Raw genomic sequence first — 22,536 nt, forward strand, 5'->3', positions numbered from 1 at the left:
CCTCGTTTCAAGAGAACCTGACACTCCCATGATGCACCTGCAGCGAGGAGACAGCATCGCGAAGCGGGAGGGCAAGTGCCGGTCCATGCCCGGGCAGAATCAGGTCCGCTTCAACGCCGTCGAGCATTGACAAAGAGCTGACGGCGCCGTCGCGGTCGTAGTGGAACATTGAGTGCAGCATTTGGGGTTCTGAGCGTCCAGAGATCGGATGCCCAGTCACGAAGGAGTCACCCACCGCAATAACCCCGGCCGTACGGAAGAGGTACACAGTGTTGCCGGGAGTGTGGCCCGGGAGGATTAAGGCCTCGGGTGACCGGGGCAGTTCCCTTAATTGCTCCGGCGTCCACGCATTGGCGGCGACTGCGGGGCGAGCCTTCAATGCACCCGCACGTAGGGCGTGGAGCATCCAACGGAACGCCCGGGGTCGCCAGGCTCGAAGTAAAACTTGGCCAAGTGTGATCTGATGCTTCACTTCGCCGCGGACATGGGCCAATTCCTGCGGGCTGCAGAGGACGGGTACCCCATATGCTTCGGCAAGGTGCTGCGCTCCCCCGGTGTGATCCACATGGCCATGGGTGATGAGAACTGCCGCCGCCTTGGCAGGCTCCAAACCAAGCTGAGTGATCGAATTGAGGACGTCGTCGGTGTCTGCCGGGTAACCGGTATCAATGAGCAGGTAGGAGTCACCTTCCCTGACAATAATCCAATTGGATGCGGGGCCCTCAACTAGGAAAAACCCTTCTCGGGGTTCGCTAATCTTCACGTGCCACAAGCTACAGGGCTGTGACGCTCCCGCTGAAATGCCGACGTCCGCTGCGTGGGTTCCATGCAACATAGTCCGAATGTTGCCAGTGTCCATTCATCCCCTGGCTCGTGGCGATTTCCAGGGCAACGCGGGCCGGGAGGAACACTGGAGCTTCAAATTGCACATCCCATGCAAATGTTTCCCCTCTTGCAGCGCCGACATCAGCCAACGCCCTGGAAGCGAGATACATCCCATGCGCGATGGACCGCGGGAGGCCCAGCGCCCTCGCGGAAAGCGCGTTGAGGTGTATCGGATTGAAGTCCCCTGAGACACCGGCATACATTCTTCCGACATCAAGACCCAGTTCCCAGACACCGGTCGGGACCGGCGGTGTGAAGGAAGTGCCCTGGGATGGGACAAGTGGTTTGTCTATGCCAGGAAGGAACACCCCCTTCGCGAGGTACGTGGAGGTTCCCCGCCAGACAACCTTCTCCGTTCCATGGATACGCACTTCGGCCAGAACGTCCAGCTGCGTGCCGGACCGGTGTCCGGCTAGGTTTTCCGTCCAGGCACGGATATCCAGGGTTTCGGTGAACAGGACAGGTGCCAATTGCTCCACGTGGTTTTTCAGGTGGATCATCCCGAGCAAGGGCAACGGGAAGTCGTCCCGGTTAAGGACGCTCATGGACACCGGGAACGCCAGGGCGTGGATGAAACCCGCAGGCAACACGTCGCTGGCCGTTTCACCAAGCAGGTGCTGGTACGAGGTCAGCTTCGCGATGTCGACCCGGACCGCGCGCACCTCATGGCTGCCGGTAGGTAGCTTGGGATCAGGGTGCGCCCCCAGGATCCTCCGCCGTGCCGTATTGGCCGCCGCGTTCAAGTACAGCTTGGAAAGGGAGGGAACGTCTCCCAGAATGATTGGCTGCTCCGCAAGTTGTCCGCTCATGCGCCCACCAGGTTCTGGCCACAGACACGCAGCACTTCCCCATTGATTCCCGCGGCAGCGTTGCTGGCAAGGAAGGAAATAGCCTCCGCTACGTCTACGGGCTGTCCGCCCTGCTGGAGCGAATTGAGCCGCCGAGCCATTTCACGGGTGGCGAACGGGATTCGTGCAGTCATATCCGTCTCGATAAATCCAGGGGCCACGGCGTTAATGCCGCCGCCGATCTTCTGGAGCTGTGGTGCGCTTGCCCGGACCATGCCCATCACTCCGGCTTTTGACGCGGAATAATTCGTCTGTCCGCGGTTACCTGCGATGCCGCTGGTGGACGCTACCGAGACAATGCGCGGGGATTCCCGGAAATGATCCGACTGAAGCAGAACTTCATTAATCGCGAGTTGCGCAGAAATGTTGACGGCGATCACGGAGTCCCACTTCGCGCCGTCCATGTTGGCCAGCAGCTTGTCCCGGGTGATGCCGGCGTTATGCACCATAATGTCGAGTCGCCCGTGCCGTTCGACCGCGTGCCGGATGATTCTTTCGCCGGCGTCCTGGCTGGTGATGTCGAGCTGCAGGGCGGTACCGTGCACCTCGTTGGCCATGGCAGCCAGGTGGTCGCCCGAAGCTGGCACATCAACCAGCACCAGCTTCGCGCCGTCGCGCCGGAGGACCCTGGCGATTGCAGCCCCGATTCCCCTTGCCGCTCCGGTTACGACGGCGACCCTTCCGTCCAGCGGTCGGTCCGGGTTGCCCGGCAAGCCGCCGTCGTCAGTGGAAATCGTTAGGAATTGACCGTCAACGAAAGCGGATCGTCCCGAAAGGAAGAACCGCAGGGCGGCCAGCACACCTGGGCTGGTTGTTTCCACTCCGTCACGAAGCAGCAAGCCGTTCCCCGTGGCGCCTGCGCGCAGTTCCCTGGCCAGGGAACGGAGCATCCCTTCAACACCCTGCCTGGCGGCAGCGACGGCGGGGCTCTCCGCCGACGACGCGGTGCGGGAAATTGTGACAATACGCCCTCCGGCCGCCAGGTCCCGCAGTGAGGCACCCATCGCAAGAACGGGACGGCCAAGCTCCGAAGGGTGGGCGACGTCATCTAGGACCAGTACTACAGCACCCAGCTTCTCCTTGGGCTCGGCGTGCCGCCGCACATCAACGTTCCAGCCCAGCAGTTCCCTAGCCAGGGCGTCAGCGCCGGGTCCCGTGCCTTGAATCAGCACAGGTCCCGGCGCCAGCGGTTCGCCCGGCTGGTAGCGGCGGAGAGCCACGGGCTGTGGCAGACCTAGCCGTTTGGCGATGTCCCGCCCAATTCCGTGGTCGACGAATTGTGTGTACCTGTCTGTCACTCGTCCCCCTAGTTGGCTTCCAAAACGGCGACGACGCCCTGACCGCCTGCCGCGCACACGGACACCAGGCCTCGCGCCGGACGCCCGTCCACCGTTCCACTGTCATGCAGCATCTTGGCAAGCGTTGCAACGATGCGTCCGCCGGTTGCGGCAAATGGGTGGCCAGCAGCAAGGGAAGATCCGTTTACGTTAAGGCGGCTTCGATCCACTTTTCCGAACGCACCGCCGAGTCCAAGGCGCGTACGTCCGAATTTGTCGTCCTCCCAGGCCGCAAGCGTGGATAGCACGGTACCTGCAAAAGCCTCGTGAATCTCGAAGAAGTCAATATCATCCAAGGTGAGGCCCAAGCGGCCCAGGAGCCGCGGAACGGCGAATACCGGTGCCATCAGCAACCCGTCCTTGCCATGGACGAAGTCGACGGCGGCAGCCTCACCGTCCACGATGGTGGCCAGCTTTGGTAGGCCGCGCGCTTCCGCCCATTCCTCTGAGGCGAGCAGCACAGTTGCCGCACCATCGGTCAGTGGTGTGGAATTTCCTGCGGTCATGGTGGCCTCGGCTCTCAAGCTCTTGCCAAAAACGGGCTTCAGGGCAGCCAGTTTCTCCAAGGAAGTATCGGGCCGAAGGTTGGCATCCCGCTGCAGTCCGCGATAGGGCGTCATGAGGTCGTCGAAGAAGCCGCGATCGTAGGCAGCGGCCAGGTTCCGGTGGCTGTCGAGCGCCAACTCGTCCTGCGCGCCGCGGGTGATTTTCCACTGGGCCGTAGTGAGGGCCTGGTGCTCGCCCATGGAAAGCCCGGTACGCGGTTCGCCCGTGGTGGGGGCGTCCGGCGCCAGATCCTTGGGTCGTAGCCGGGCAAGGATCCTCAGGCGTTCCGGGACGGTGCGGGCGCGATTCAAGTCCAGCAGGACTTCACGCAGCCCTTCGCTGACGGCAATAGGGGCGTCGGACGCGGTATCAACGCCACCGGCGATCGCCGAATCGATCTGGCCGAGCTTGATTTTGTTGGCGAGCCCGAGAACCGCTTCCATGCCGGTGGCGCAGGCCTGCTGCAAATCGTAGGCCGGAGTCTCCGGGGACAGGGCCGAACCGAGAACGGCTTCCCGCGTGAGATTGAAATCCCTCGAGTGTTTTAGCACCGCGCCTGCTGCCACCTCACCAATTCGTTCGTCCTGTAGCCCGAACCTGGCGATGAGGCCGTCCAGCGCGGCCGTCAGCATGTCCTTGTTGGATGACTTGGCGTACGCTCCACCCGCGCGGGCGAAGGGGATCCTGTTGCCGCCCACGACAACGGCCTTACGCAAGCTGCGCTCGCTGACCGATGCCGCAAGGGACTGACCGGATACTTGGTTCGCGGCGGACTCTGGCTGTTCTGCTGCGGGCATGCCCTCTCCTTTGAACGAGGTAGGTTATTGATACCCAGCGTACCTGATACGCTGGGTATCGTGTACATAGGCCGATCCCCAAAAAACCAAACCGCAGACACCCTGCCTGCAACGGGCGCCACAAGCGACGTCGGCACTGAAGCGGCTGCCGCCGTCGACGGCCGCTCCGCGCGCTGGCAGAGCCACCGCGAAACCCGTCGGCAGGAACTGATCAAGGCGGCGCGCCGCGCGGTCCACACGTTGGGAAGCGAAGCTTCGATGGAGGACATCGCAGCGGCGGCCAACACGTCCAAATCCGTGTTCTACCGCTATTTCGGGGACAAGGCGGGGCTTCAGCAGGCCGTCGGAGAAGTGGTTTTACTGCAGATGCAAAAACGTATGAGGGAAGCCACCGAGGCGGCTGCCACACCTCGCGAAGGCCTCTACGCCATGGTGTCCGCCTACCTGCAAATGGCGGAATCCAGCCCCCATGTCTACGCGTTCGTCACGAGGCTCGCCACGGGTGACGCCTCGCAGCAGGACGCCATCGCAGCTTCAGGCGCCCTCGGCCACTTCTTTGACTCCGTCAGCGAGATGATCGCCGGACCCATGCGGGAGCAACTCGGAAAAGGCAAGGAAGCGCTCCTCGGCTACTGGCCGGCGGCAGCCATTGGTTTGGTTCGGAATGCCGGCGAATCGTGGTTGGACAGCCCAGCTTCGCCGTTCAAGCCCGATCAGGAAACCATGGCACGCCAAATCACGGATTGGCTTTGCATCGGCATAGCCCCCGAACTTAAAAGCACCACACCAACCGTTGCCCGGGAGATCAAGAAGGGATGACCATGACAGAAGTAGTGGACCGCTCCGCCAGCGAGGCGCAGGCGGAGCAGCCTGCCTCCGGGCCGGAAACCCAGGCGATAGACGTTGCAGCCCTTGGCGAGCAGCTACTCGGCCGCTGGGCCGACGTCAGGCGGACGGCACGTGAACTTGCCGCACGCCCTGAGGTCCACAAAATCGAGGGACTCACGCACACCGAGCACCGCCGTCGGACATTCGCTCAGCTCAAGTACCTCGTGGCGAACAACGCCGTGCATCGGGCGTTCCCTTCGCGGCTGGGCGGATCGGATGACCACGGCGGCAACATCGCCGGGTTCGAGGAATTGGTCACAGCAGATCCTTCGCTTCAGATCAAAGCCGGCGTGCAATGGGGTTTGTTCGGTGCGGCGGTAATGCACCTTGGTACAAAGCCACACCATGACCAATGGCTGCCGGGCATCATGAGCCTGGACATCCCCGGCTGCTTTGCCATGACTGAAACGGGGCACGGATCCGACGTCGCGAGCATAGCCACCACGGCTACTTACGATGTCGACAGCCAGGAATTCGTCATCCACACGCCATTCCGCGCCGCGTGGAAGGACTATATAGGAAACGCAGCCGCGGACGGCCTAGCCGCCGTCGTCTTCGCCCAGCTTATTAGCCAGGGCGTCAACCACGGCGTGCACGCCTTCTACGTGCCCTTGCGCGATCCGGAAACCATGGAGTTCCTGCCCGGAATCGGTGGTGAAGACGACGGAATCAAGGGCGGGCTCAACGGCATAGACAACGGCAGGCTGCACTTCAATCACGTACGGATCCCCCGGACCAACCTCCTGGACCGCTACGGCAGCGTGTCCCCGGACGGAGAGTACACCTCACCGATTCACAGCCCCGGCCGCCGGTTCTTCACAATGCTCGGAACATTGGTCCAGGGGCGCGTGTCCCTGGACGGGGCCGCCGTGGCCGCAAGCAAAGTCGCCCTCAAAGCAGCCATTCAATACGCCTCGGAACGGCGCCAGTTCACCGCTTCATCCACCACGGAAGAAGAAGTCCTGCTGGACTACCAACGCCACCAGCGGCGCCTCTTCACGCGCTTGGCAGCCACGTATGCCGCCTCTTTCGCTCATGAGCAACTCCTGGAGAAGTTCGACGACGTCTTCTCCGGCAGGCACGACAGCGACGAGGACAGGCAGGACCTGGAAACCTTGGCCGCGGCGCTCAAACCGCTCAGCACCTGGCAGGCACTGGACACACTCCAGGAATGTAGGGAGGCCTGCGGCGGTGCGGGGTTCCTCATCGAGAACCGCTTTACCTCGCTACGGGCCGACATGGACGTCTACGCAACGTTCGAAGGCGACAACACCGTGCTGCTGCAACTTGTGGCCAAGAGGCTGCTGGCGGACTATGCCAAGGAGTTCCGGAACCTTGATTTTGGGGTCCTTGCGCGGTTCGTAGTCGGCCAGGCAGCTGGTGCGGCCCTGCACCGCACGGGGCTGCGCCAGGTGGCGCAGTTCGTCGCGGATAGCGGCTTGCCGCAAAAGGCCGCCCTGGCCCTGCGCGACGAGGCCGGACAGCGCGCGTTGCTCACCGACCGCGTGCAAACCATGGTGGCCGAGGCAGCCGGAGCCCTCCGGGGAGCCGGCAAATTGCCCCACCACAAGGCGGCGGCGCTTTTTAATGAGCACCAGGACGAACTGATCGAAGCCGCGCAGGCGCACGCTGAACTGCTGCAGTGGGAAGCATTTACCGAGGCGCTCGCAGCGGTAGCCGATCCGGGCACGCGTACCGTCCTGACTTGGCTGCGTGACCTGTTCGGACTCTCCCTCATCGAGAAACATCTGTCCTGGTACTTGATGAACGGTCGGATGTCCATGCAGCGTGGCCGCACGGTAGGGGCATATATCAATCGCCTCTTGACCAAGATCCGCCCACACGCCCTCCACCTTGTGGACGCGTTTGGCTACGGACCGGCCCATCTCCGGGCGGCCATCGCCACAGGCGCAGAGCAGGAACGCCAGGACGAAGCGAGGGCGTACTACCGGGCAGAGCGGGCAAGCGGCTCTGCTCCCGTCCCCGAAAAGTCACTTCGCTGGCAGAAGCATCCGGAAAGGAAGAAGCCAGGCGTCCACTGACCGAACAACTAAGCTAAGTGACTTAACCCCCGACGGCGGGGGGGCCCCCCCCCGGGGGGGGCCCCCCCCCCCGGGGGGGCGCCACCGCCGTCGTACTGTCCCTTTTTGGAGTCCCAGGTTGGGCTCCCCGAAAGAGAGGCGGGTCCTAGGACAGGGCGGATCCTAAGATAGGGCGGATCTAAGACAGGACGGAGCGGTAGACCTCCAGGGTGGTCTCCGCAATGGAGTCCCAGGAGAATTGCTCTTCCGCGCGCTTGCGGCCGGCAACGCCCATCTCCCTGGCACGTGCGGGATCGGAGACAACCTCCGTCAGGGCTGCGGCAAAGTCCGCAACGAACTTGTCGGGATCAAGCGGAGTGCCTGTGCCGTCCGTGACCTGCTCCAGGTCCACTAGCAGTCCGGTCTCGCCATGCTGGACAACTTCAGGAATACCGCCCGTGGCACTGGCCACCACTGCCGCTCCGCAGGCCATCGCTTCCAGGTTTACGATGCCCAACGGTTCGTATATGGACGGACAGGCGAAAGCCGTGGCGTGGCTCAAAACCTGGATGAGCTCATGGCGGGGCAGCATCCGCTCGATCAGGATGACGCCCTCGCGCTTGCTCTGCAGGTCCTCAATAAGTGCTGCAGTTTCGGCGGCAAGCTCGGGCGTGTCAGCCGCGCCGAGGCAGAGGACCAGCTGAACGTCCGCGGGGAGGCTCGAAGCGGCACGCAACAGGTAGGGAACGCCTTTCTGGCGTGTGTTGCGTCCGACAAACACGACGCTGGGCTTGGCGGGATCAATCCCGAGCGCTCGGATGGCATCGTCGCCTTCATCCCGCTGCCACAGGCTGACATCGATGCCATTGTGAACAACATAGACCTTGGCCGGATCCACACCGGGGTAGCTCCGAAGAATGTCCTTGCGCATGCCATCGGAGACAGCGATGATCGCGGCCGCGGCCTCATATGCGGTCTTCTCCACCCAGGAGGAGAGGGCGTAGCCGCCACCCAGCTGCTCGGCCTTCCAAGGCCGAAGCGGCTCAAGGCTGTGCGCACTTAGGACGTGCGGGATACCGTGCAGAAGGGACGCAAGATGGCCTGCCATGTTCGCGTACCACGTGTGCGAATGGACCACGTCCGCGCCGGCGACATCGGGAACGATGCGCAGGTCGACGCCGAGCGTCTGCACCGCGGCGTTGACACCGTCCAGCTCGCTGGGCGTGGCGTAGGAGGAGACGCTGGCGCCGTGGTAGTCGGGGTCCCGCGGGGCGCCAAACGCCCGGACGCGAAGGTCCACATGCTTTGCCAGCACGCGGCTGAGCTCCGCAACGTGGACGCCGGCGCCGCCGTAAATTTCCGGCGGGAATTCTTTAGTCACAATGTCTATTCGCACGGTACCTAACGTAGTCGTTCAGCAGTATGTGTTCTAGTGTGAAAGGGTCCGGGAAACCGGGGACATTGGGGTTACGAAGACGTACGGGGAGCAGCAACCATGGCGTTGAAGAAAGTTTTGGCAATTGTTTTGGCCGGAGGCGAGGGCAACCGGTTGATGCCACTGACGGCGGACCGGGCAAAGCCCGCAGTCCCATTCGCAGGAGGCTACCGACTGATCGACTTTGCGTTGTCCAATCTGGTCAACTCTGGATATTTGAGAATCGTCGTCTTAACCCAATACAAATCGCATAGCCTTGACCGGCATATCTCCGAAACGTGGCGAATGTCCACTCAGCTGGGCCGTTATGTTGCATCAGTTCCCGCGCAGCAGCGCGTTGGAAAAAGTTGGTTCCTGGGCAGTGCCAATGCCATTTACCAGTCCCTGAACCTGATCCACGACGATAACCCCGACATCGTTGTCGTGGTCGGCGCCGACCACGTGTACCGTATGGACTTCTCCCAGATGGTTGCGCAGCACGTTGCCAGCGGAGCAAAGGCAACGGTGGCAGCCGTTCGCCAGCCCCTCCATATGGCCAACCAGTTCGGTGTCATCGAAGTGGACCAGAACGATCCCCAAAAGATTGCAGCATTCGTGGAAAAGCCTTCGTCAACCGCAGGGCTTCCCGCAGACCCCAACCAGTTCCTTGCCTCGATGGGCAACTATGTCTTTGATGCTGACGCGCTGGTGGATGCCCTGCACGTAGACGCAGAGCGCCTGGACACCAAGCACGACATGGGCGGCGACATCATCCCTTACTTCGTCAACAAGGGCGAGGCGGGTGTCTACGACTTCACCCTCAATGACATTCCGGGAGCCACCGAGCGCGACCGTACATACTGGCGCGATGTAGGAACCATCGACTCCTTCTACGACGCCCACATGGACCTCATCTCCCCCGTGCCGGTGTTCAACCTGTACAACTCTGAATGGCCCATCTACACGCGTCAGAGCATCTCCCCGCCTGCCAAGTTTGTCCGAGGCGAAAACAACACCGTCGGTTCTGCCCTCGACTCCATCGTGGCGAGTGGTGTGGTCATCTCCGGCGGCATCGTCGAAGGCTCGGTGCTCTCCAACGACGTCTATGTGGACAATTCCAGCCGAGTGCAGGACTCCGTCCTGATGGACAAGGTTCGCGTCGGTGAAGGCGCGGTGATCAAGCGGGCCATCGTGGACAAGAACGTCAAGGTTCCGGCAGGAGCAACCATCGGTTTGGACGCCGAGCTCGACAAGCGCCGCGGCTACAAGGTCACTGAATCCGGCATCACCGTACTGGCGAAGGGCCAGACTGTGCCCGAACCCGACGAGGCAGAACTTGCCCTATCCGCTTCCTACCGCCGCAGCCTCCCCGAGGCGGTCAAGGCAGCCGCAGAGAACTTCCCCGAGCTCCACGGCCCCGCTGACAAGGTCAATGAGGTCCAGACGAGCTCCATCGACGCCTAGCCTCACGCACACGCTCCCACGGCCTTCCCGCGGTACGGGTACCCTTGACGGACCCTCCCGCGGGAAGGCTGCGTGCTTTCCATGCCTGTAAAATCAGGATGGTGAGCTCCACCGAATTGACACCTGAAGAGATCCAGGCCTGCATCAAAGTCCTGACGACGATCCACGTGTATGAGGAGGAGCATCCGGACTACATCGCAGTCCGCCGGGCCACCGGCAAGATGTTCAAGGCGGTGAAGCGCCACCGCCGGAACACCAAGCGTGACCTCATCGCCGAGGCCGACCGCGCCGTTATGGCATTGACAGCCACGGCTGCTCCGGACCGCATCGACGACGAGACGCGGGGGAACAAGCTTGCGCCGTCCGCCACCGGCAAAATCGCCGGTCACCTTATCCGATCCCGTCCCTGCTACATCTGCAAGCAGCATTACACGCAGGTGGACGCCTTCTACCACCAGCTCTGCCCCGAATGCGCCGCATTCAGCCACAGCAAACGGGACGCACGCACCGATCTCACCGGTCGCCGCGCGCTTCTCACCGGAGGACGCGCGAAGATTGGAATGTACATAGCCCTGCGGCTGCTGCGCGACGGTGCGCACACCACCATCACCACCCGCTTCCCCAAAGACGCAGCCCGAAGATTCGCCGCCATGGAGGACAGCGCCGACTGGCTGCACCGTCTGCGCATTGTGGGCATCGACTTGCGCGATCCGTCCCAGGTCATGGCACTCACGGACTCGATCAACGACGCCGGACCGCTGGACATCATCATCAACAACGCAGCCCAGACCGTCCGCCGTTCCGGTAACGCCTACAAGCCCTTGGTCGATGCCGAGGATGAGCCGCTACCTGCCGCACTTCTGCCCGGAAATGGTGGCCCTGAGCTTGTGACGTTTGGTCATGCCCACGACCGGCACCCACTCGCAATCGCCAACAGTGTCAGCGAACACCCCGTTTTGGCTGGCGACGCCGTTACTTCACTTGCCCTATCAACCGGTTCAGCGTCGCTGGAGCGGATTGCCTCCGGGACGGCGATCGATGCTGGTGGACTGGTTCCCGACTTGGCAACGGTCAACAGCTGGACCCAGGTGGTGGATGAGGTGGATCCGCTGGAAATGTTGGAGGTCCAGCTCTGTAATGTCACTGCTCCGTTCCTGCTGGTCAGCAGATTGCGCGGCGCGATGCGACGTTCCACCGCCCGGCGCAAGTACATCGTCAACGTCTCCGCGATGGAAGGCCAGTTCTCCCGTGCCTACAAAGGGCCAGGACACCCGCACACCAACATGGCCAAGGCTTCGCTGAACATGATGACGCGGACAAGCGCCAAGGAAATGCTGGACAGCGATGGCATCCTGATGACGGCGGTGGATACTGGCTGGATCACCGACGAGCGTCCGCACTTCACCAAGGTTCGGTTGATGGAAGAGGGCTTCCACGCGCCGCTTGACCTGGTGGACGGTGCAGCCCGTGTTTACGACCCCATTGTCATGGGCGAGCAAGGTGTGGACCTCTATGGAGTTTTCCTCAAGGATTACAAGCCGTCAGCCTGGTAGCGCCTTTTGGCGCTTAGGCCCGTACCGCTAACCAGCGCGGAAAGTGCCCGGCGCACGACGACGGCACGCGGCCGGGCGGTTCACTCCCGCCCGGCGTCGCGCCATGTCAATTTCGTCCGCACACCGTCCGCCTTGCGGATTGGCGCTATGCCAGCCGGGTGATTTCCACACTGACGCTCAGGCTGGAGCCGCCACCACCTGAGAGGATCCCCTTTAGCGGCGGGACATCACGATAATCCCGACCCCTCGCAACGGTGACGTGGTAGTCACCCGCTGGCTTGTGGTTGGTTGGATCCCAGCTGCGCCATTCACCGTCCCACCATTCCAGCCACGCGTGGGACTGGCCGGCAACAGTCTCGCCGATGTCCGCCGTCGACCGCGGGTGAAGGTAACCGGACACATAACGGGCGGGAATCCCGCAACTGCGCAACGCTCCGATGGCGAGGTGGGCCAGGTCCTGGCAGACGCCCTGCCGCTGGATCCAGGCCTCCTCTGCGTTGGTAGTAACGCCCGTGGAGCCCTTCATGTAAGTCATTTCCCCGCGCATCCAGGCGAAAATCGCCATGGCGGCCTCGTGGGGGTTCAAGCCTGCTACCACTCCTGGCACAATCCCCAGGACCTCGGATCCGGGACCGCTAAGCCGGGACTGGGGCAGCCAGTCACTGAATTGGTTGGCGATCTCATCCGAAGAAAGGACATCCCAGCCAACGATGTCTTCCGGGACGGCCACGCGCTCCACCCGGTGAACCTCAACCGTGGTGGTGGCCAGTACCTCAAGGTGCTCGTGCGGCATCTGCATGTCGAACGCCGTCACTCGGGTTCCCCAGTAATCCCGGTAGCTGCTCACGGCCGCCTGGGAAGGAGAAACCTTGAGCGAGGACTCCAAGACCACCTGCTGTGGGTCGGTCAACGGCGTCATGCGTGCCTCGTTGTAGGAAAGCGTGACGCGGCGGTTGTACTTGTATGCGGTCCTGTGAACGATGCTCAGCCGGGTCATGAAACCTCTCCCACCCAGGCGAGTTCATCGGCCTGATTGAAGTACTTACGGGTAATGGCGTCCGACGCTTGGTTGACGGCCTTCTGCACGCGTTCCATGTGCTCCGGAAGTTCAGACATCAGGTCATCGGTTCGGTGGAATTCGAGGAACGTTCGGGCCTGGCCGACGATGCGGCGGGCGTCGTTCATGAATCCAACGCGTTGCGCCGAAGGGTCCAGCTTTGCGAGGCATTCGTCCGCATCCCGCAGGGCGAACACGATGGACCGTGGGAAGAGCCTGTCCAGGAGGAGGAACTCAGCGGCGTGCTGGTCCCCGAAGGCAGCCCGGCGGGTCCGCAGGAACGACTCGTAGGCACCCGCGCAGCGAAGCATGTTCACCCAGGACATACCCGCAGAAAGAACGTCGCGTGTAGAGAGCATGCGTGCGGTCATGTCAGCCCGCTCCAGCGATCGGCCTAGGACTAGGAACAGCCAGCTTTCGTCATGGCTGACAGTCGTGTCGGCGAGACCACGCACCATGGCCGTTCGTTCCAGCACCCAGTTGCAGAACCGGTAAGTGCCAACCACATCCTTGCGGTGCTGGTTCAGCCCGTAGTACGTGGTGTTGAGGCTCTCCCACAGGCTCGACGACACAGTTTCGCGGGCCCGCCGGGCGTTTTCGCGGGCGGCGCCCAGGGCACCGGCAATTGAGGACGCGCTAGTGCGGTCGTAGGCCAGCGCGTGCAGCAGTTCGGGCAGCCCAAATTCCTCGGCTTGTGGGCGTGCACCCATAACGGCGAGCAGTTCGCGGGCTACGCTGTTCTGTTCCTCGGCCGGGAGGTGGTTGAGGCGTTCCAGATGGACGTCCAGAATCCTGGCCGTCCCATCTGCGCGCTCAACATAGCGGCCGATCCAAAACAGTGATTCGGCAATACGGCTAAGCATTCGCGGCGACCTCCTGGGCGAGCTTGGATTCTTCTTTAACGACGGCGGCGCTCACTTTAGCTGCCGTCACTGCTGCTCTGCCTGACGGTCGCGCCAGTTGCTTTCGACCGGCCATACCGACACGCGCTCACGGATAGTTACCGTCGGGCGCGGAAGGACCTCGGTGGGAAGAGCTGGCGAATCCGCCAGCACCCAAGTGTCCTTTGAACCGCCTCCCTGGCTGGAATTGACGATGAGCGACCCCTCCTTGAGGGCTACCCGGGTAAGCCCACCGGGAAGAACCCAGATGTCCTCACCATCGTTGATCGCGAAGGGCCTGAGGTCCACGTGCCGGGGGCCGAACTTCTCGCCGGCCAACGTGGGAACGGTGGACAACTGCAGCACTGGCTGGGCGATCCACCCCCGAGGATCCGTCAGGATACGCTTGCGCAACGCATCGAGTTCCTGGCTGGATGCGGCGGGACCAATCACCAAGCCCTTTCCGCCCGATCCGTCGACAGGTTTGACAACCAGTTCGTCAAGACGGTCCAGGACGTGTTCCCGGGCTTCCTTTTCCTCCAGCCGGAAGGTGTCAACGTTGGAGATGACCGGCTCCTCGCCCAGGTAGTACCGGATCAGGTCCGGCACGTAGCTGTAGACGAGCTTGTCATCTGCCACGCCGTTCCCCACGGCGTTGGCAATGGTGACTCCACCTGCCCTGGCCGCATTGACAAGTCCGGGGCACCCCAGCATCGAGTCGGAGCGGAACTGAAGCGGGTCCAGGAAATCGTCGTCGATACGTTTGTAGATAACGTCCACGCGCTGCTCGCCGGCGGTGGTGCGCATGTAGACACGGTTACCGCGGCAGATGAGGTCGCGGCCCTCCACAAGCTCAACGCCCATGAGGCCAGCCAACAGTGTGTGCTCAAAATAGGCGCTGTTAAAGACACCCGGTGTCAGCACTACGACCGTGGGATCGTCGACGCCGGAGGGAGCGGTCTTGCGGAGTGCGGAAAGCAGGCGCCGCGGGTACTCCTCGACTGGGCGGATGTGCTGCTGGCCGAAGGCTTCCGGCAGGCCCTTGGCCATGGCGCGCCGGTTTTCCAGGACGTAACTGACACCGGATGGGACACGGACATTGTCTTCGAGGACGCGGAACGTCCCCGCTGCATCCCGGACCACGTCGATACCCGATATGTGCACGCGGACGCCACCAGCGGGCTCGAAACCGTGCACTGCGCGGTGGAAGTGGGCGCTCGTGGTGACGATCTGGCGAGGGATAACGCCGTCCGCGACTACTGACATCTTGCCGTAGACATCGTTCAGGAACGCTTCCAGTGCGCGCACGCGCTGTGCGACGCCCCGTTCCAGCACATTCCATTCATCTGCCGGGATGATCCGCGGAACGATGTCAAGGGGAAAGGGCCGTTCCTCGCCGGCGTAGTCGAACGTGACACCCCGGTCCAGGAACGTCCTGGCCATGGAGTCGGCCCGGGCACTGACATCGGTGAGCGAAAGTTTACGCAGGGCGTCTGCAACCTGTCCGTAGGATTTTCGGGCCACCTGGCCAGGGGCAAACATCTCGTCGTAGGCGCCAGTGCGTTCGGCGGCCTCGGAGTAATCCTGGAAGAGCTCAGACATGGGAATCAGACAATCACCTTTTTGTTTCAAAAGCATTACCCGCCCCTTGTGCGGCGGGTCGGTACCGCGCTCCCCCGCACTGGCTGGCGTCGGGGTCTGCTGGCGCTGCACGCGCCTCGCGGCGCAGCCCTCCAGGACATGGCCGACACGCCGGCACCGGGACCTGGGAAGCACTGCAACTTCCTGCAAATATACCTGCCGCGACAGGTGGTGCCGTGCCGAGCCTCCGCGGCGGCCTGTCACGCTTCATGACTTAGCCTCGTGATTAGATAACCGTGTGCCACATCACAACCTCACGCGAGATGAAGCCGCTGCCCGTTCGTCCACCGTACGCACGCTCAGTTACGAGGTCTCCGTGGACATCAGGGACGCCGGCAACCCCGATATGGCCGGCTTTCCAAGCCGTTCGGTCATCACTTTTTCTGCCGAACCCGGATCGTCCACGTTCCTGGATTTCATTTCCGAGAGCGTTCACAGCGTTTTCCTCAATGGGAAGGGCCTCCCAGTGGCGGAGGTCGTCAAAGGGTCGAGGATCCTGCTCGAAGGGCTTCAAACGGAGAACCAGGTCACCGTGACGGGTACTGCGTTGTACAGCCGTTCCGGCGAGGGGATGCATCGCTTCATCGACCCGGCGGACGGACAAGTCTACCTGTATACGCAGTATGAGCCTGCCGATGCCCGACGAGTCTTTGCGTGCTTTGAACAGCCCGACCTCAAGGCCGAATTTACCTTCCACGTCATGGCCCCGGCCGAATGGGAGGTGGCCTCCAACGGCGTCGAGGTGAACTGTTCGCAACTGACCAGTGATCCTGCGACCAGCCGCTGGGATTTTGCCCCCACCAAACGCATATCGACGTACATCACATCGGTACTGGCGGGTCCGTACTTCAAGGCCACTGACCATTGGAGCAGCACGCTTCAGGATGGGACCAAGCTCGAAGTTCCACTGGCTTTGTACTGCCGGGCCTCATTGCGGGACTCGTTCGACGCGGCGGAACTCTTCAAGCTGACCAAGCAGGGCCTGGATTTCTTCAACAACCTCTTCGACTACCCCTATCCGTGGGGCAAATACGACCAAGCATTTGTGCCGGAATACAATCTGGGCGCCATGGAGAATCCCGGGCTGGTGACCTTTACTGAAAAGTTTGTCTTCACCTCGCGTGCAACGGACGCCCAGTACCAAGCCCGCGCGAACACCCTCATGCACGAGATGGCGCACATGTGGTTTGGCGACCTGGTGACGATGGCCTGGTGGGATGATCTTTGGCTCAAGGAATCCTTCGCCGACTACATGGGCACACTGGGCGTGGATCGCGCGACGGACTGGGAATCCGCGTGGATTACGTTTGCCAACAAGCGCAAGGCGTGGGCCTACGTCCAGGACCAGCTCCCGACCACGCATCCCATCGTCGCGGACATCGTGGACCTGGATGCTGCCAAGCAGAACTTCGATGGCATCACATACGCCAAGGGGGCTTCTGTCCTCAAGCAACTCGTGGCTTATGTGGGATTCGACGCCTTCGTCGCCGGCTCGCGGCAATACTTCCGTGACCATGCCTTCGGAAATACTTCGCTGAATGACCTCCTAGCCGCGTTGAGCACAGCGTCCGGCCGAGACCTGGGAAGTTGGGCTGCCCAATGGCTCCAAACCTCAGGGATCTCCACGCTTGAGGCCACCATTTCCGAGAAAAATAGTCACCTCGAAGGTGTCGTGATCCGCCAAATGGCCGTAGATCCGGTCTCGGAGCTCCCTAGTCCCCGGCCGCACCGGTTGCGGATCGGGCTTTACGATTTCGACGGCGGTACCTCGGCTCCTGGTGGACCTGCCGGCCAGCTGGTCCGCACCGGCCACGTGGAGGTGGACGTGGTTGGGGATGAAACCCCCGTCCCGGAACTGGACGGCCGTACGACGCCGGCACTGCTTCTGGTCAACGACGACGATCTCAGCTACGCGAAGGTGCGGCTGGATCCAGCTTCGGAATCCACGGTCCGCTCCACGCTGGACCGCCTTGCCGATCCAATGGCCAGGGCGCTCTGCTGGACGGCCCTCTGGGACTCGGCACGCGACGGCGTGACGGCAGCCTCGCTGTACGTCGATGCTGTGCGTCGATTCGCTCCTTCCGAAACCGGAATCGGGGTATTGCTGGCGGTTCTCGCGAACGCCGCGTCCGCCGTCGAACACTACGTCCCGGCGGCGCAGCGCGCGGCGGTGCGGCGCGCCTTCGCTGACAGCGCTGTGGAGCAACTCCGGAAGGCCGTGCCCGGCTCGGACCGGCAGCTGGCCTGGGCGCGTACCCTGGCGGACGTCAGCCGGCACGAGAACGGACACCTGGACCTGCTGTCCGGACTCCTCGACGGAACAGAGGTGGTGGAAGGCCTGACCGTTGACGCCGAGCTTCGCTGGAGCCTTTGGCAGGCGCTGTCCGCCCACGGCGCCGCCGACATCGGGGAACTCGACGCCGAGCTGGGCCGGGACAATACTGCATCAGGGCGAGCGGGCCATGCTACGGCTCTTGCAGCCCTGCCTGTGGCCGACATCAAGGTGGCTGCGTGGAACCGCTGCGTGGAGTCCAAAGAGCTATCCAACGAGCTCCTCAGCGCGACGATAGTTGGCTTTATGATTGCCCCACAGGGTCTGCTGAGCCCGTTTGTGGAGCCCTACTTCGAATGCTTGGAGCGGGTCTGGTCGGAGCGGAGTATCGAGATCGCGGGGCGCATCGTTCGCGGCCTCTACCCATCGGCCCAGGATCTTGACGAGGGACGCCGGCCCGAGGAGCATCCTGTCCTGCTGCGGACAGACGACTGGCTCGACAGCCACAGGGATGCATCCAAAGCGCTCCGCCGCATTGTCATAGAACAGCGCAGCCACCTGCTGCGGGCCTTGAATGCCCAGGCGACAGGGTTCGCGGCCCCGATGGGATAGCTTCGCGTCCGGATGTGCACCGACCGCGACGGGGCCCGTTACGGGATCCTGTGCAGCCATTCCTCCGTGCCGAACTTGGTGGCGACCCGGTCACGTGCAGCGCTGAGTTCTGTCTCCGTCAGGCGTGATTCCACGGCCCCGTAGCGGTCCATAAAGACTTCCTGCATCGCAGCGATGATGGCCTCACGGGCCAGGCCGGTCTGCCGTCGCAGGGGGTCCACGCGCTTTTTGGCGCTGCGGGTACCCTTGTCCGAAAGTTTCTCCTTGCCGATCCGCAGAACCTCCACCATCTTGGCGGCATCGATGTCGTAGCTCATGGTGACGTGATGCAGCATGCCGCCATTGGCGAGTCGCTTTTGCGCCGCCCCGCCGATCTTGCCGTGTTCGGTGGCAATGTCATTCAAGGGCACGTAAAACGCGGAGATGCCCAGTTTCTCCAAGGCTGCCATGACCCAGGCGTCAAGGTAGGCATAGGAGTCCGCGAAGCTGATCCCGTCCACCAGCGTCTGTGGCAGGTAGAGCGAGTACGTGATGCAGTTTCCGGCTTCCATAAACATGGCTCCCCCGCCGCTGATCCGGCGGACCACGGTCACGCCGTGACGCTGCACTCCGTCGGCGTCCACTTCGTTACGGAAGGATTGGAAGCTGCCGATAATCACTGACGGTTCTTCCCAGTCCCAGAACCTCAGTGTGGGGTTGCGCCGCCCTGCCCCTACCTCCTCGGTGAGTACCTCGTCCAGGGCAACGTTGATGTGGGTTGGCAGCACCGACGGCGGAATGACCTCCCACTGATGGTCGGCCCAGCCGCTCGCCTTGGACAATGCGCGGCGGACAGCCACAGCAATGGCGGAAGCAGAGAAGCCAAACAGCATGGCGTCATCCGGCAGGGCGTCTTCGATAGCGGCTGCCATCTCCGACGGCGGAGTGTCCTCCCGCAGTCCGGACAGGGCCCGGTTGATGTCGTCCAGGGCGTCGTCGGGTTCGAGAAAGAAGTCACCGCTCACTGACACGTTCCGGAGCCGCCCACCATCGATGTCGAGATCCACAACGACGAGCTTCCCACCATGCACCTTGTATTCACCGTGAAGTCGGGGAATCGGAGGATGTTGGCTTTCTTCAGACGGCGTCATGGGCTCAATCTTGCCCGAAAACACGCATGCCCGCAGCCGCCGGATATACCGGCAGTGCGGGCATGCGCCAAAATCTTGGTGAGAAGCGTTTTACTTCTTGCCGAAGCCCTTGAAACGGGCGTTGAAGCGCTCGACGCGGCCTGCGGAGTCCATGATGCGCTGCTTGCCCGTGTAGAACGGGTGCGACTCGGACGAGATTTCGACGTCGATGACCGGGTAGGTGTTGCCGTCCTCCCACTCGATGGTCTTGGAGGAGGAGACGGTGGAGCGCGTCAGGAACTTGGTGCCGGAAGCGAGGTCGTTGAAAACAACAAATTCGTACTTCGGGTGGATATCAGACTTCATAATGGGACCTTTGTTCGCGCAACTGGATTTTGCCAGCTGCCAGGTATGAATGGACTGGTCTTGGAATCGCGCTCACATCGCGTGCGGCAAGGCATGCGTTTAAGGCTTCCGGACCAACAAGCAATCATACCGGAACCGAACGGCCCCCGCGAACCGGCCAGCCGTCGTCGGACTTCCCTCACCGAGCGCGACGGCGGCAGCGGCATTCCCGCTACTCGACGGAACGCCGGACAACCGGAAGTGCCATGGAGGCTACGACTTCCTGCCATTCGTTACCTGGTCGCATAGAACGCGACAGCTGACGACGCAGCAACATTCAAAGAATCCACGCCGTTCATCATCGGAATCGTCACGCGCGCGTCGAGCAATCGATCGGTGTCAGGCTTCAGCCCATCGCCTTCGGTTCCGAAGACCAACACCAGGTTCTGATGATCCTGGGCCACCAGATCGTCGAGCGTGATAGCCCCTTCTCCCAGAGACATGCCTGCCACGAAGTAGCCACCCTCTTTTAGCTGTTCGATACCAGCCGGCCACGGGTCGATCCGAGTCCACGGCACCTGGAAGACGGTGCCCATGCTCACCCTGATCGAGCGGCGGTACAACGGGTCGGCACACTGCGGCGTGACCAGCACAGCGTCGACGCCGATCGCTGCGGCGCTGCGAAAAACCGCACCAACGTTCGTATGGTCGGTCAAATCCTCCAAGATCGCGATCCTCGATCGATGCGGTGTTTGGGAATACCTCGCGTTTGTGTGGTCCACAATGTCTTCGGGAGCCGCTGCCCGTTTCGCAGTGGCCAGCAGTTCCGGCAACGGTACGGGAGCAGGCCGGTGCATCGCCGCCATGGCTCCCCGGTGCAGATGGAAGCCTGTGATTTCCTCGAGGAGGGCGGCCTTTCCGATGTATGCCGGCACGTCCGGATAGGCCCGGAAGACGTCGTCGAGGTCTGCCAGCCACTTCTCCGCGAGGAAGAACGAACGTGGGCGATGGCCCGCGGCCAACGCCCGCCGAAGGACCCGGGACGACTCGGCGATGTACATGCCTTCTTCCGGCTCGCGGAGTTTGCGGAGGTGAACGTCCGTGAGCTGCGTGTAGTCGGCAACGCGGGGGTCGTCTGCGGATTCGAGGTAGTGGAATGTCACCGGGGAATTATTTCAGCAGATTCGCGATCATAAAGCCGAGGGCCACCAGGCCCAGGACGAAGATCACACCGCGCAAGGCCACCGGGCGGAGCCTGCGGCCGACCTTTGAACCAACCACCCCGCCGATCAGCGAGCTCACTGCGATGATTGCAACTACAGGCCACTCGATCCGCCCAAAGGCGAAAAGAAGGTAGGAGCAAGCCGCCACGACGTTGACGGCTAGGACCAGGATGTTCTTCATTGCGTTGGCGTTTTGCATGGTGCCGGTCATGAACACCCCTAGGATGCCCACCAGCAGGATGCCCTGGGCCGCCACAAAGTAGCCGCCATAGACTCCGGCGAGGTACACCATCAGCACTAGGAGGGCACCATGCCGCTTGTCGTGAAGGGCATGTTCCGGGTTCCCGGCTCTGTCCCGCACCCACCCTTGCAGCCGGGGTTGGAACAGCACCATAAGCAGCGCTAGGACGATCAAGATTGGGGCGGCGTAGTGGAACACTTTTTCCGGCAGGTGCAACAGGAGCCAGGCTCCGGTGATGCCGCCAAGAATGGACGCCGGCAAGAGCCTCAGGAGTTGACGACCGCGGCCCTTGAGCTCCCGGCGGTAACCCCAAGCCCCGCTCATGTTCCCCGCCACCAGGCCCATGGCGTTGCTGATGGAGGCTGTGACGGGTGCATACCCCAGCGCGATGAGCACCGGGAAGGTCACGAGGGTGCCCGAGCCCACCACACTGTTGATGGTTCCGGCCCACAGGCCGGCAAACGTTATGAAGAGACCGTTGACAAGCTCCACTGCTATGCGCGGCTGCCCTTAGCGGCGCGCAGTGGCGGTGTAGCGTCCGCCGTTTTGCACAACGTCCAGGTCCACACCGAAAGTGGTGCTCAGGTTTTCGGCTGTCAGCACGTCAGCGATTGGTCCTGCGGCAACCACGCCGCCGTCGCGAAGAAGCAGCGCGTGCGTGAATCCCGGGGGCACTTCCTCCAGATGGTGCGTCACCAAGACAATGGCTGGAGCGCTTTCGTCCATGGCCAGTTCGCCGAGCTTGTGGACCAGCTCTTCGCGGCCGCCGAGGTCTAGCCCTGCAGCGGGTTCATCCAGCAGCAGGAGTTCAGGATCCGTCATCAGCGCACGCGCGATCTGGACACGCTTGCGTTCACCTTCGGAGAGCGATGCGAAGGACCGGTTCAGGAGCGGTCCGATGCCCCACTCGTTCAGGAGGCCAAAGGCCCGGCGTTCGTCGTCGCGCTCGTATCCCTCACGCCAACGGCCTGTGACGCCGTACGCGGCGGTGACCACGACGTTGAGCACTTTCTCGTGTTCAGGAATCTGTGTGGCCAGGGCTGCCGAGGATAGCCCGATGCGGGGACGCAGTTCAAAGACGTCAACCCGGCCCAGCGTTTCGTCAAGAATTCCGGCCGAACCACTGGTCGGATGCATGCGTGCTGCGGCTATCTGGAGAAGAGTGGTCTTACCGGCACCGTTCGGTCCAAGGATGACCCAGCGTTCGCCCTCATTAACCTGCCAATCGACCTTGTCCAGCAGGGTCTTGGTTCCGCGGACGACGCTGACGGAAGCCAATTCCAGAACATCACTCATATCAGTAGACACTAGGACAAAACTGCGTGTGACTGATAACTGGGACTGCGCCTTCATCGCCACCCCATTCGAACGCCAGTTCCTACGCAACGAATTCGGGTGGATC

General features: G+C 62.4%; 18 protein-coding genes. 5 read left to right on the forward strand and 13 right to left on the reverse strand.

Features of this window, described 5'->3' with window-relative positions:
- Positions 1-7 precede the first annotated feature (7 nt).
- Genes LD110_RS01460 through LD110_RS01475 form a run of 4 tightly spaced genes read right to left on the reverse strand, consistent with a single transcriptional unit; the run spans position 8 to position 4,413 of the window.
- On the reverse strand, positions 8-763 hold the full coding sequence (locus tag LD110_RS01460; RefSeq protein ID WP_225495839.1) for an MBL fold metallo-hydrolase: 756 nt from the start codon (positions 761-763) through the stop codon (positions 8-10).
- A 10-nt stretch (positions 764-773) separates the two neighbouring features.
- Positions 774-1,694 carry a MaoC/PaaZ C-terminal domain-containing protein gene (locus tag LD110_RS01465; RefSeq protein WP_225495841.1) on the reverse strand — a complete coding sequence of 307 codons (921 nt, stop codon included), beginning with the start codon at positions 1,692-1,694 and terminating at the stop codon, positions 774-776.
- A complete protein-coding gene (locus LD110_RS01470; RefSeq protein ID WP_225495842.1) occupies positions 1,691-3,031 on the reverse strand; it encodes a 3-oxoacyl-ACP reductase in 1,341 nt (446 codons plus the stop codon). The genes LD110_RS01465 and LD110_RS01470 overlap by 4 nt, the downstream gene beginning before the upstream one ends.
- A gap of 8 nt (positions 3,032-3,039) precedes the next feature.
- Positions 3,040-4,413 (reverse strand): acetyl-CoA C-acetyltransferase, encoded by a 1,374-nt coding sequence (locus tag LD110_RS01475; RefSeq protein ID WP_225495843.1) that lies wholly within the window; start codon positions 4,411-4,413, stop codon positions 3,040-3,042.
- A 102-nt stretch (positions 4,414-4,515) separates the two neighbouring features.
- Here LD110_RS01475 and LD110_RS01480 point away from each other — a divergent pair, with 102 nt between their 5' ends.
- Both LD110_RS01480 and LD110_RS01485 read left to right on the forward strand, forming a co-directional pair.
- On the forward strand, positions 4,516-5,232 hold the full coding sequence (locus LD110_RS01480; protein ID WP_225496405.1) for a TetR/AcrR family transcriptional regulator: 717 nt from the start codon (positions 4,516-4,518) through the stop codon (positions 5,230-5,232).
- 2 nt (positions 5,233-5,234) lie between these two features.
- Complete coding sequence (locus LD110_RS01485) at positions 5,235-7,343, forward strand: acyl-CoA dehydrogenase (protein ID WP_225495844.1); 2,109 nt, start codon at positions 5,235-5,237, stop codon at positions 7,341-7,343.
- 178 nt (positions 7,344-7,521) lie between these two features.
- On the opposite strand, the gene glgA is transcribed toward LD110_RS01485, so the two are convergent.
- Complete coding sequence (glgA, locus tag LD110_RS01490; RefSeq protein WP_225495845.1) at positions 7,522-8,718, reverse strand: glycogen synthase; 1,197 nt, start codon at positions 8,716-8,718, stop codon at positions 7,522-7,524.
- Between the two features lie 99 nt (positions 8,719-8,817).
- On the opposite strand from glgA, the gene glgC reads away from it, so the two are divergent.
- A complete protein-coding gene (gene glgC, locus LD110_RS01495) occupies positions 8,818-10,200 on the forward strand; it encodes a glucose-1-phosphate adenylyltransferase (RefSeq protein ID WP_225495846.1) in 1,383 nt (460 codons plus the stop codon).
- Positions 10,201-10,301: 101 nt separating this feature from the next.
- Positions 10,302-11,753 carry an SDR family NAD(P)-dependent oxidoreductase gene (locus LD110_RS01500; RefSeq protein WP_225495848.1) on the forward strand — a complete coding sequence of 484 codons (1,452 nt, stop codon included), beginning with the start codon at positions 10,302-10,304 and terminating at the stop codon, positions 11,751-11,753.
- Positions 11,754-11,898: 145 nt separating this feature from the next.
- Here the strand turns inward: LD110_RS01500 and LD110_RS01505 are convergent, their stop codons facing one another.
- The 3 genes from LD110_RS01505 to LD110_RS01515 all read right to left on the reverse strand — a co-directional run bounded on the left by LD110_RS01505 (position 11,899) and on the right by LD110_RS01515 (position 15,293).
- Positions 11,899-12,750 (reverse strand): transglutaminase family protein, encoded by an 852-nt coding sequence (locus LD110_RS01505; protein ID WP_225495850.1) that lies wholly within the window; start codon positions 12,748-12,750, stop codon positions 11,899-11,901.
- Positions 12,747-13,673, reverse strand: a complete 927-nt coding sequence (locus LD110_RS01510; RefSeq protein WP_225495852.1) for an alpha-E domain-containing protein — start codon at positions 13,671-13,673, stop codon at positions 12,747-12,749. The genes LD110_RS01505 and LD110_RS01510 overlap by 4 nt, the downstream gene beginning before the upstream one ends.
- 66 nt (positions 13,674-13,739) lie before the next feature.
- Complete coding sequence (locus tag LD110_RS01515) at positions 13,740-15,293, reverse strand: circularly permuted type 2 ATP-grasp protein (RefSeq protein WP_225495854.1); 1,554 nt, start codon at positions 15,291-15,293, stop codon at positions 13,740-13,742.
- A 277-nt stretch (positions 15,294-15,570) separates the two neighbouring features.
- On the opposite strand from LD110_RS01515, the gene pepN reads away from it, so the two are divergent.
- Positions 15,571-18,216, forward strand: a complete 2,646-nt coding sequence (gene pepN / locus LD110_RS01520; protein WP_225495856.1) for an aminopeptidase N — start codon at positions 15,571-15,573, stop codon at positions 18,214-18,216.
- A 38-nt stretch (positions 18,217-18,254) separates the two neighbouring features.
- On the opposite strand, the gene LD110_RS01525 is transcribed toward pepN, so the two are convergent.
- The 5 genes from LD110_RS01525 to LD110_RS01545 form a co-directional block, all read right to left on the reverse strand.
- Positions 18,255-19,346, reverse strand: a complete 1,092-nt coding sequence (locus tag LD110_RS01525; protein WP_225495858.1) for a biotin/lipoate A/B protein ligase family protein — start codon at positions 19,344-19,346, stop codon at positions 18,255-18,257.
- A 90-nt stretch (positions 19,347-19,436) separates the two neighbouring features.
- The gene (locus LD110_RS01530; protein ID WP_225495860.1) at positions 19,437-19,691 is read right to left on the reverse strand and encodes a type B 50S ribosomal protein L31; all 255 of its coding nucleotides are present in this window, start codon (positions 19,689-19,691) and stop codon (positions 19,437-19,439) included.
- Positions 19,692-19,963: 272 nt separating this feature from the next.
- Positions 19,964-20,833: an RNA methyltransferase gene (locus LD110_RS01535; protein ID WP_225495861.1), complete on the reverse strand. Its 870-nt coding sequence runs from the start codon at positions 20,831-20,833 to the stop codon at positions 19,964-19,966.
- A gap of 7 nt (positions 20,834-20,840) precedes the next feature.
- Complete coding sequence (locus LD110_RS01540; protein ID WP_225495862.1) at positions 20,841-21,626, reverse strand: sulfite exporter TauE/SafE family protein; 786 nt, start codon at positions 21,624-21,626, stop codon at positions 20,841-20,843.
- Between the two features lie 18 nt (positions 21,627-21,644).
- The gene (locus LD110_RS01545; RefSeq protein ID WP_225495863.1) at positions 21,645-22,430 is read right to left on the reverse strand and encodes an ABC transporter ATP-binding protein; all 786 of its coding nucleotides are present in this window, start codon (positions 22,428-22,430) and stop codon (positions 21,645-21,647) included.
- Positions 22,431-22,536: the final 106 nt, after the last annotated feature.

The sequence above is a fragment of the Arthrobacter sp. M4 genome, from assembly GCF_020251205.1.
Classification (GTDB): domain Bacteria; phylum Actinomycetota; class Actinomycetes; order Actinomycetales; family Micrococcaceae; genus Arthrobacter.

Bases quoted from the DNA above. Each gene is read 5' to 3' on its own strand.
- LD110_RS01525 (WP_225495858.1), bottom strand. From the start codon at position 19,346: ATGACGCCGTCTGAAGAAAGCCAACATCCTCCGATTCCCCGACTTCAC.
- LD110_RS01530 (WP_225495860.1), bottom strand. From the start codon at position 19,691: ATGAAGTCTGATATCCACCCGAAGTACGAATTTGTTGTTTTCAACGAC.
- glgC (WP_225495846.1), top strand. From the start codon at position 8,818: ATGGCGTTGAAGAAAGTTTTGGCAATTGTTTTGGCCGGAGGCGAGGGC.
- LD110_RS01475 (WP_225495843.1), bottom strand. From the start codon at position 4,413: ATGCCCGCAGCAGAACAGCCAGAGTCCGCCGCGAACCAAGTATCCGGT.
- LD110_RS01505 (WP_225495850.1), bottom strand. From the start codon at position 12,750: ATGACCCGGCTGAGCATCGTTCACAGGACCGCATACAAGTACAACCGC.
- LD110_RS01485 (WP_225495844.1), top strand. From the start codon at position 5,235: ATGACAGAAGTAGTGGACCGCTCCGCCAGCGAGGCGCAGGCGGAGCAG.
- LD110_RS01510 (WP_225495852.1), bottom strand. From the start codon at position 13,673: ATGCTTAGCCGTATTGCCGAATCACTGTTTTGGATCGGCCGCTATGTT.
- LD110_RS01465 (WP_225495841.1), bottom strand. From the start codon at position 1,694: ATGAGCGGACAACTTGCGGAGCAGCCAATCATTCTGGGAGACGTTCCC.
- LD110_RS01515 (WP_225495854.1), bottom strand. From the start codon at position 15,293: ATGTCTGAGCTCTTCCAGGATTACTCCGAGGCCGCCGAACGCACTGGC.
- LD110_RS01545 (WP_225495863.1), bottom strand. From the start codon at position 22,430: ATGAGTGATGTTCTGGAATTGGCTTCCGTCAGCGTCGTCCGCGGAACC.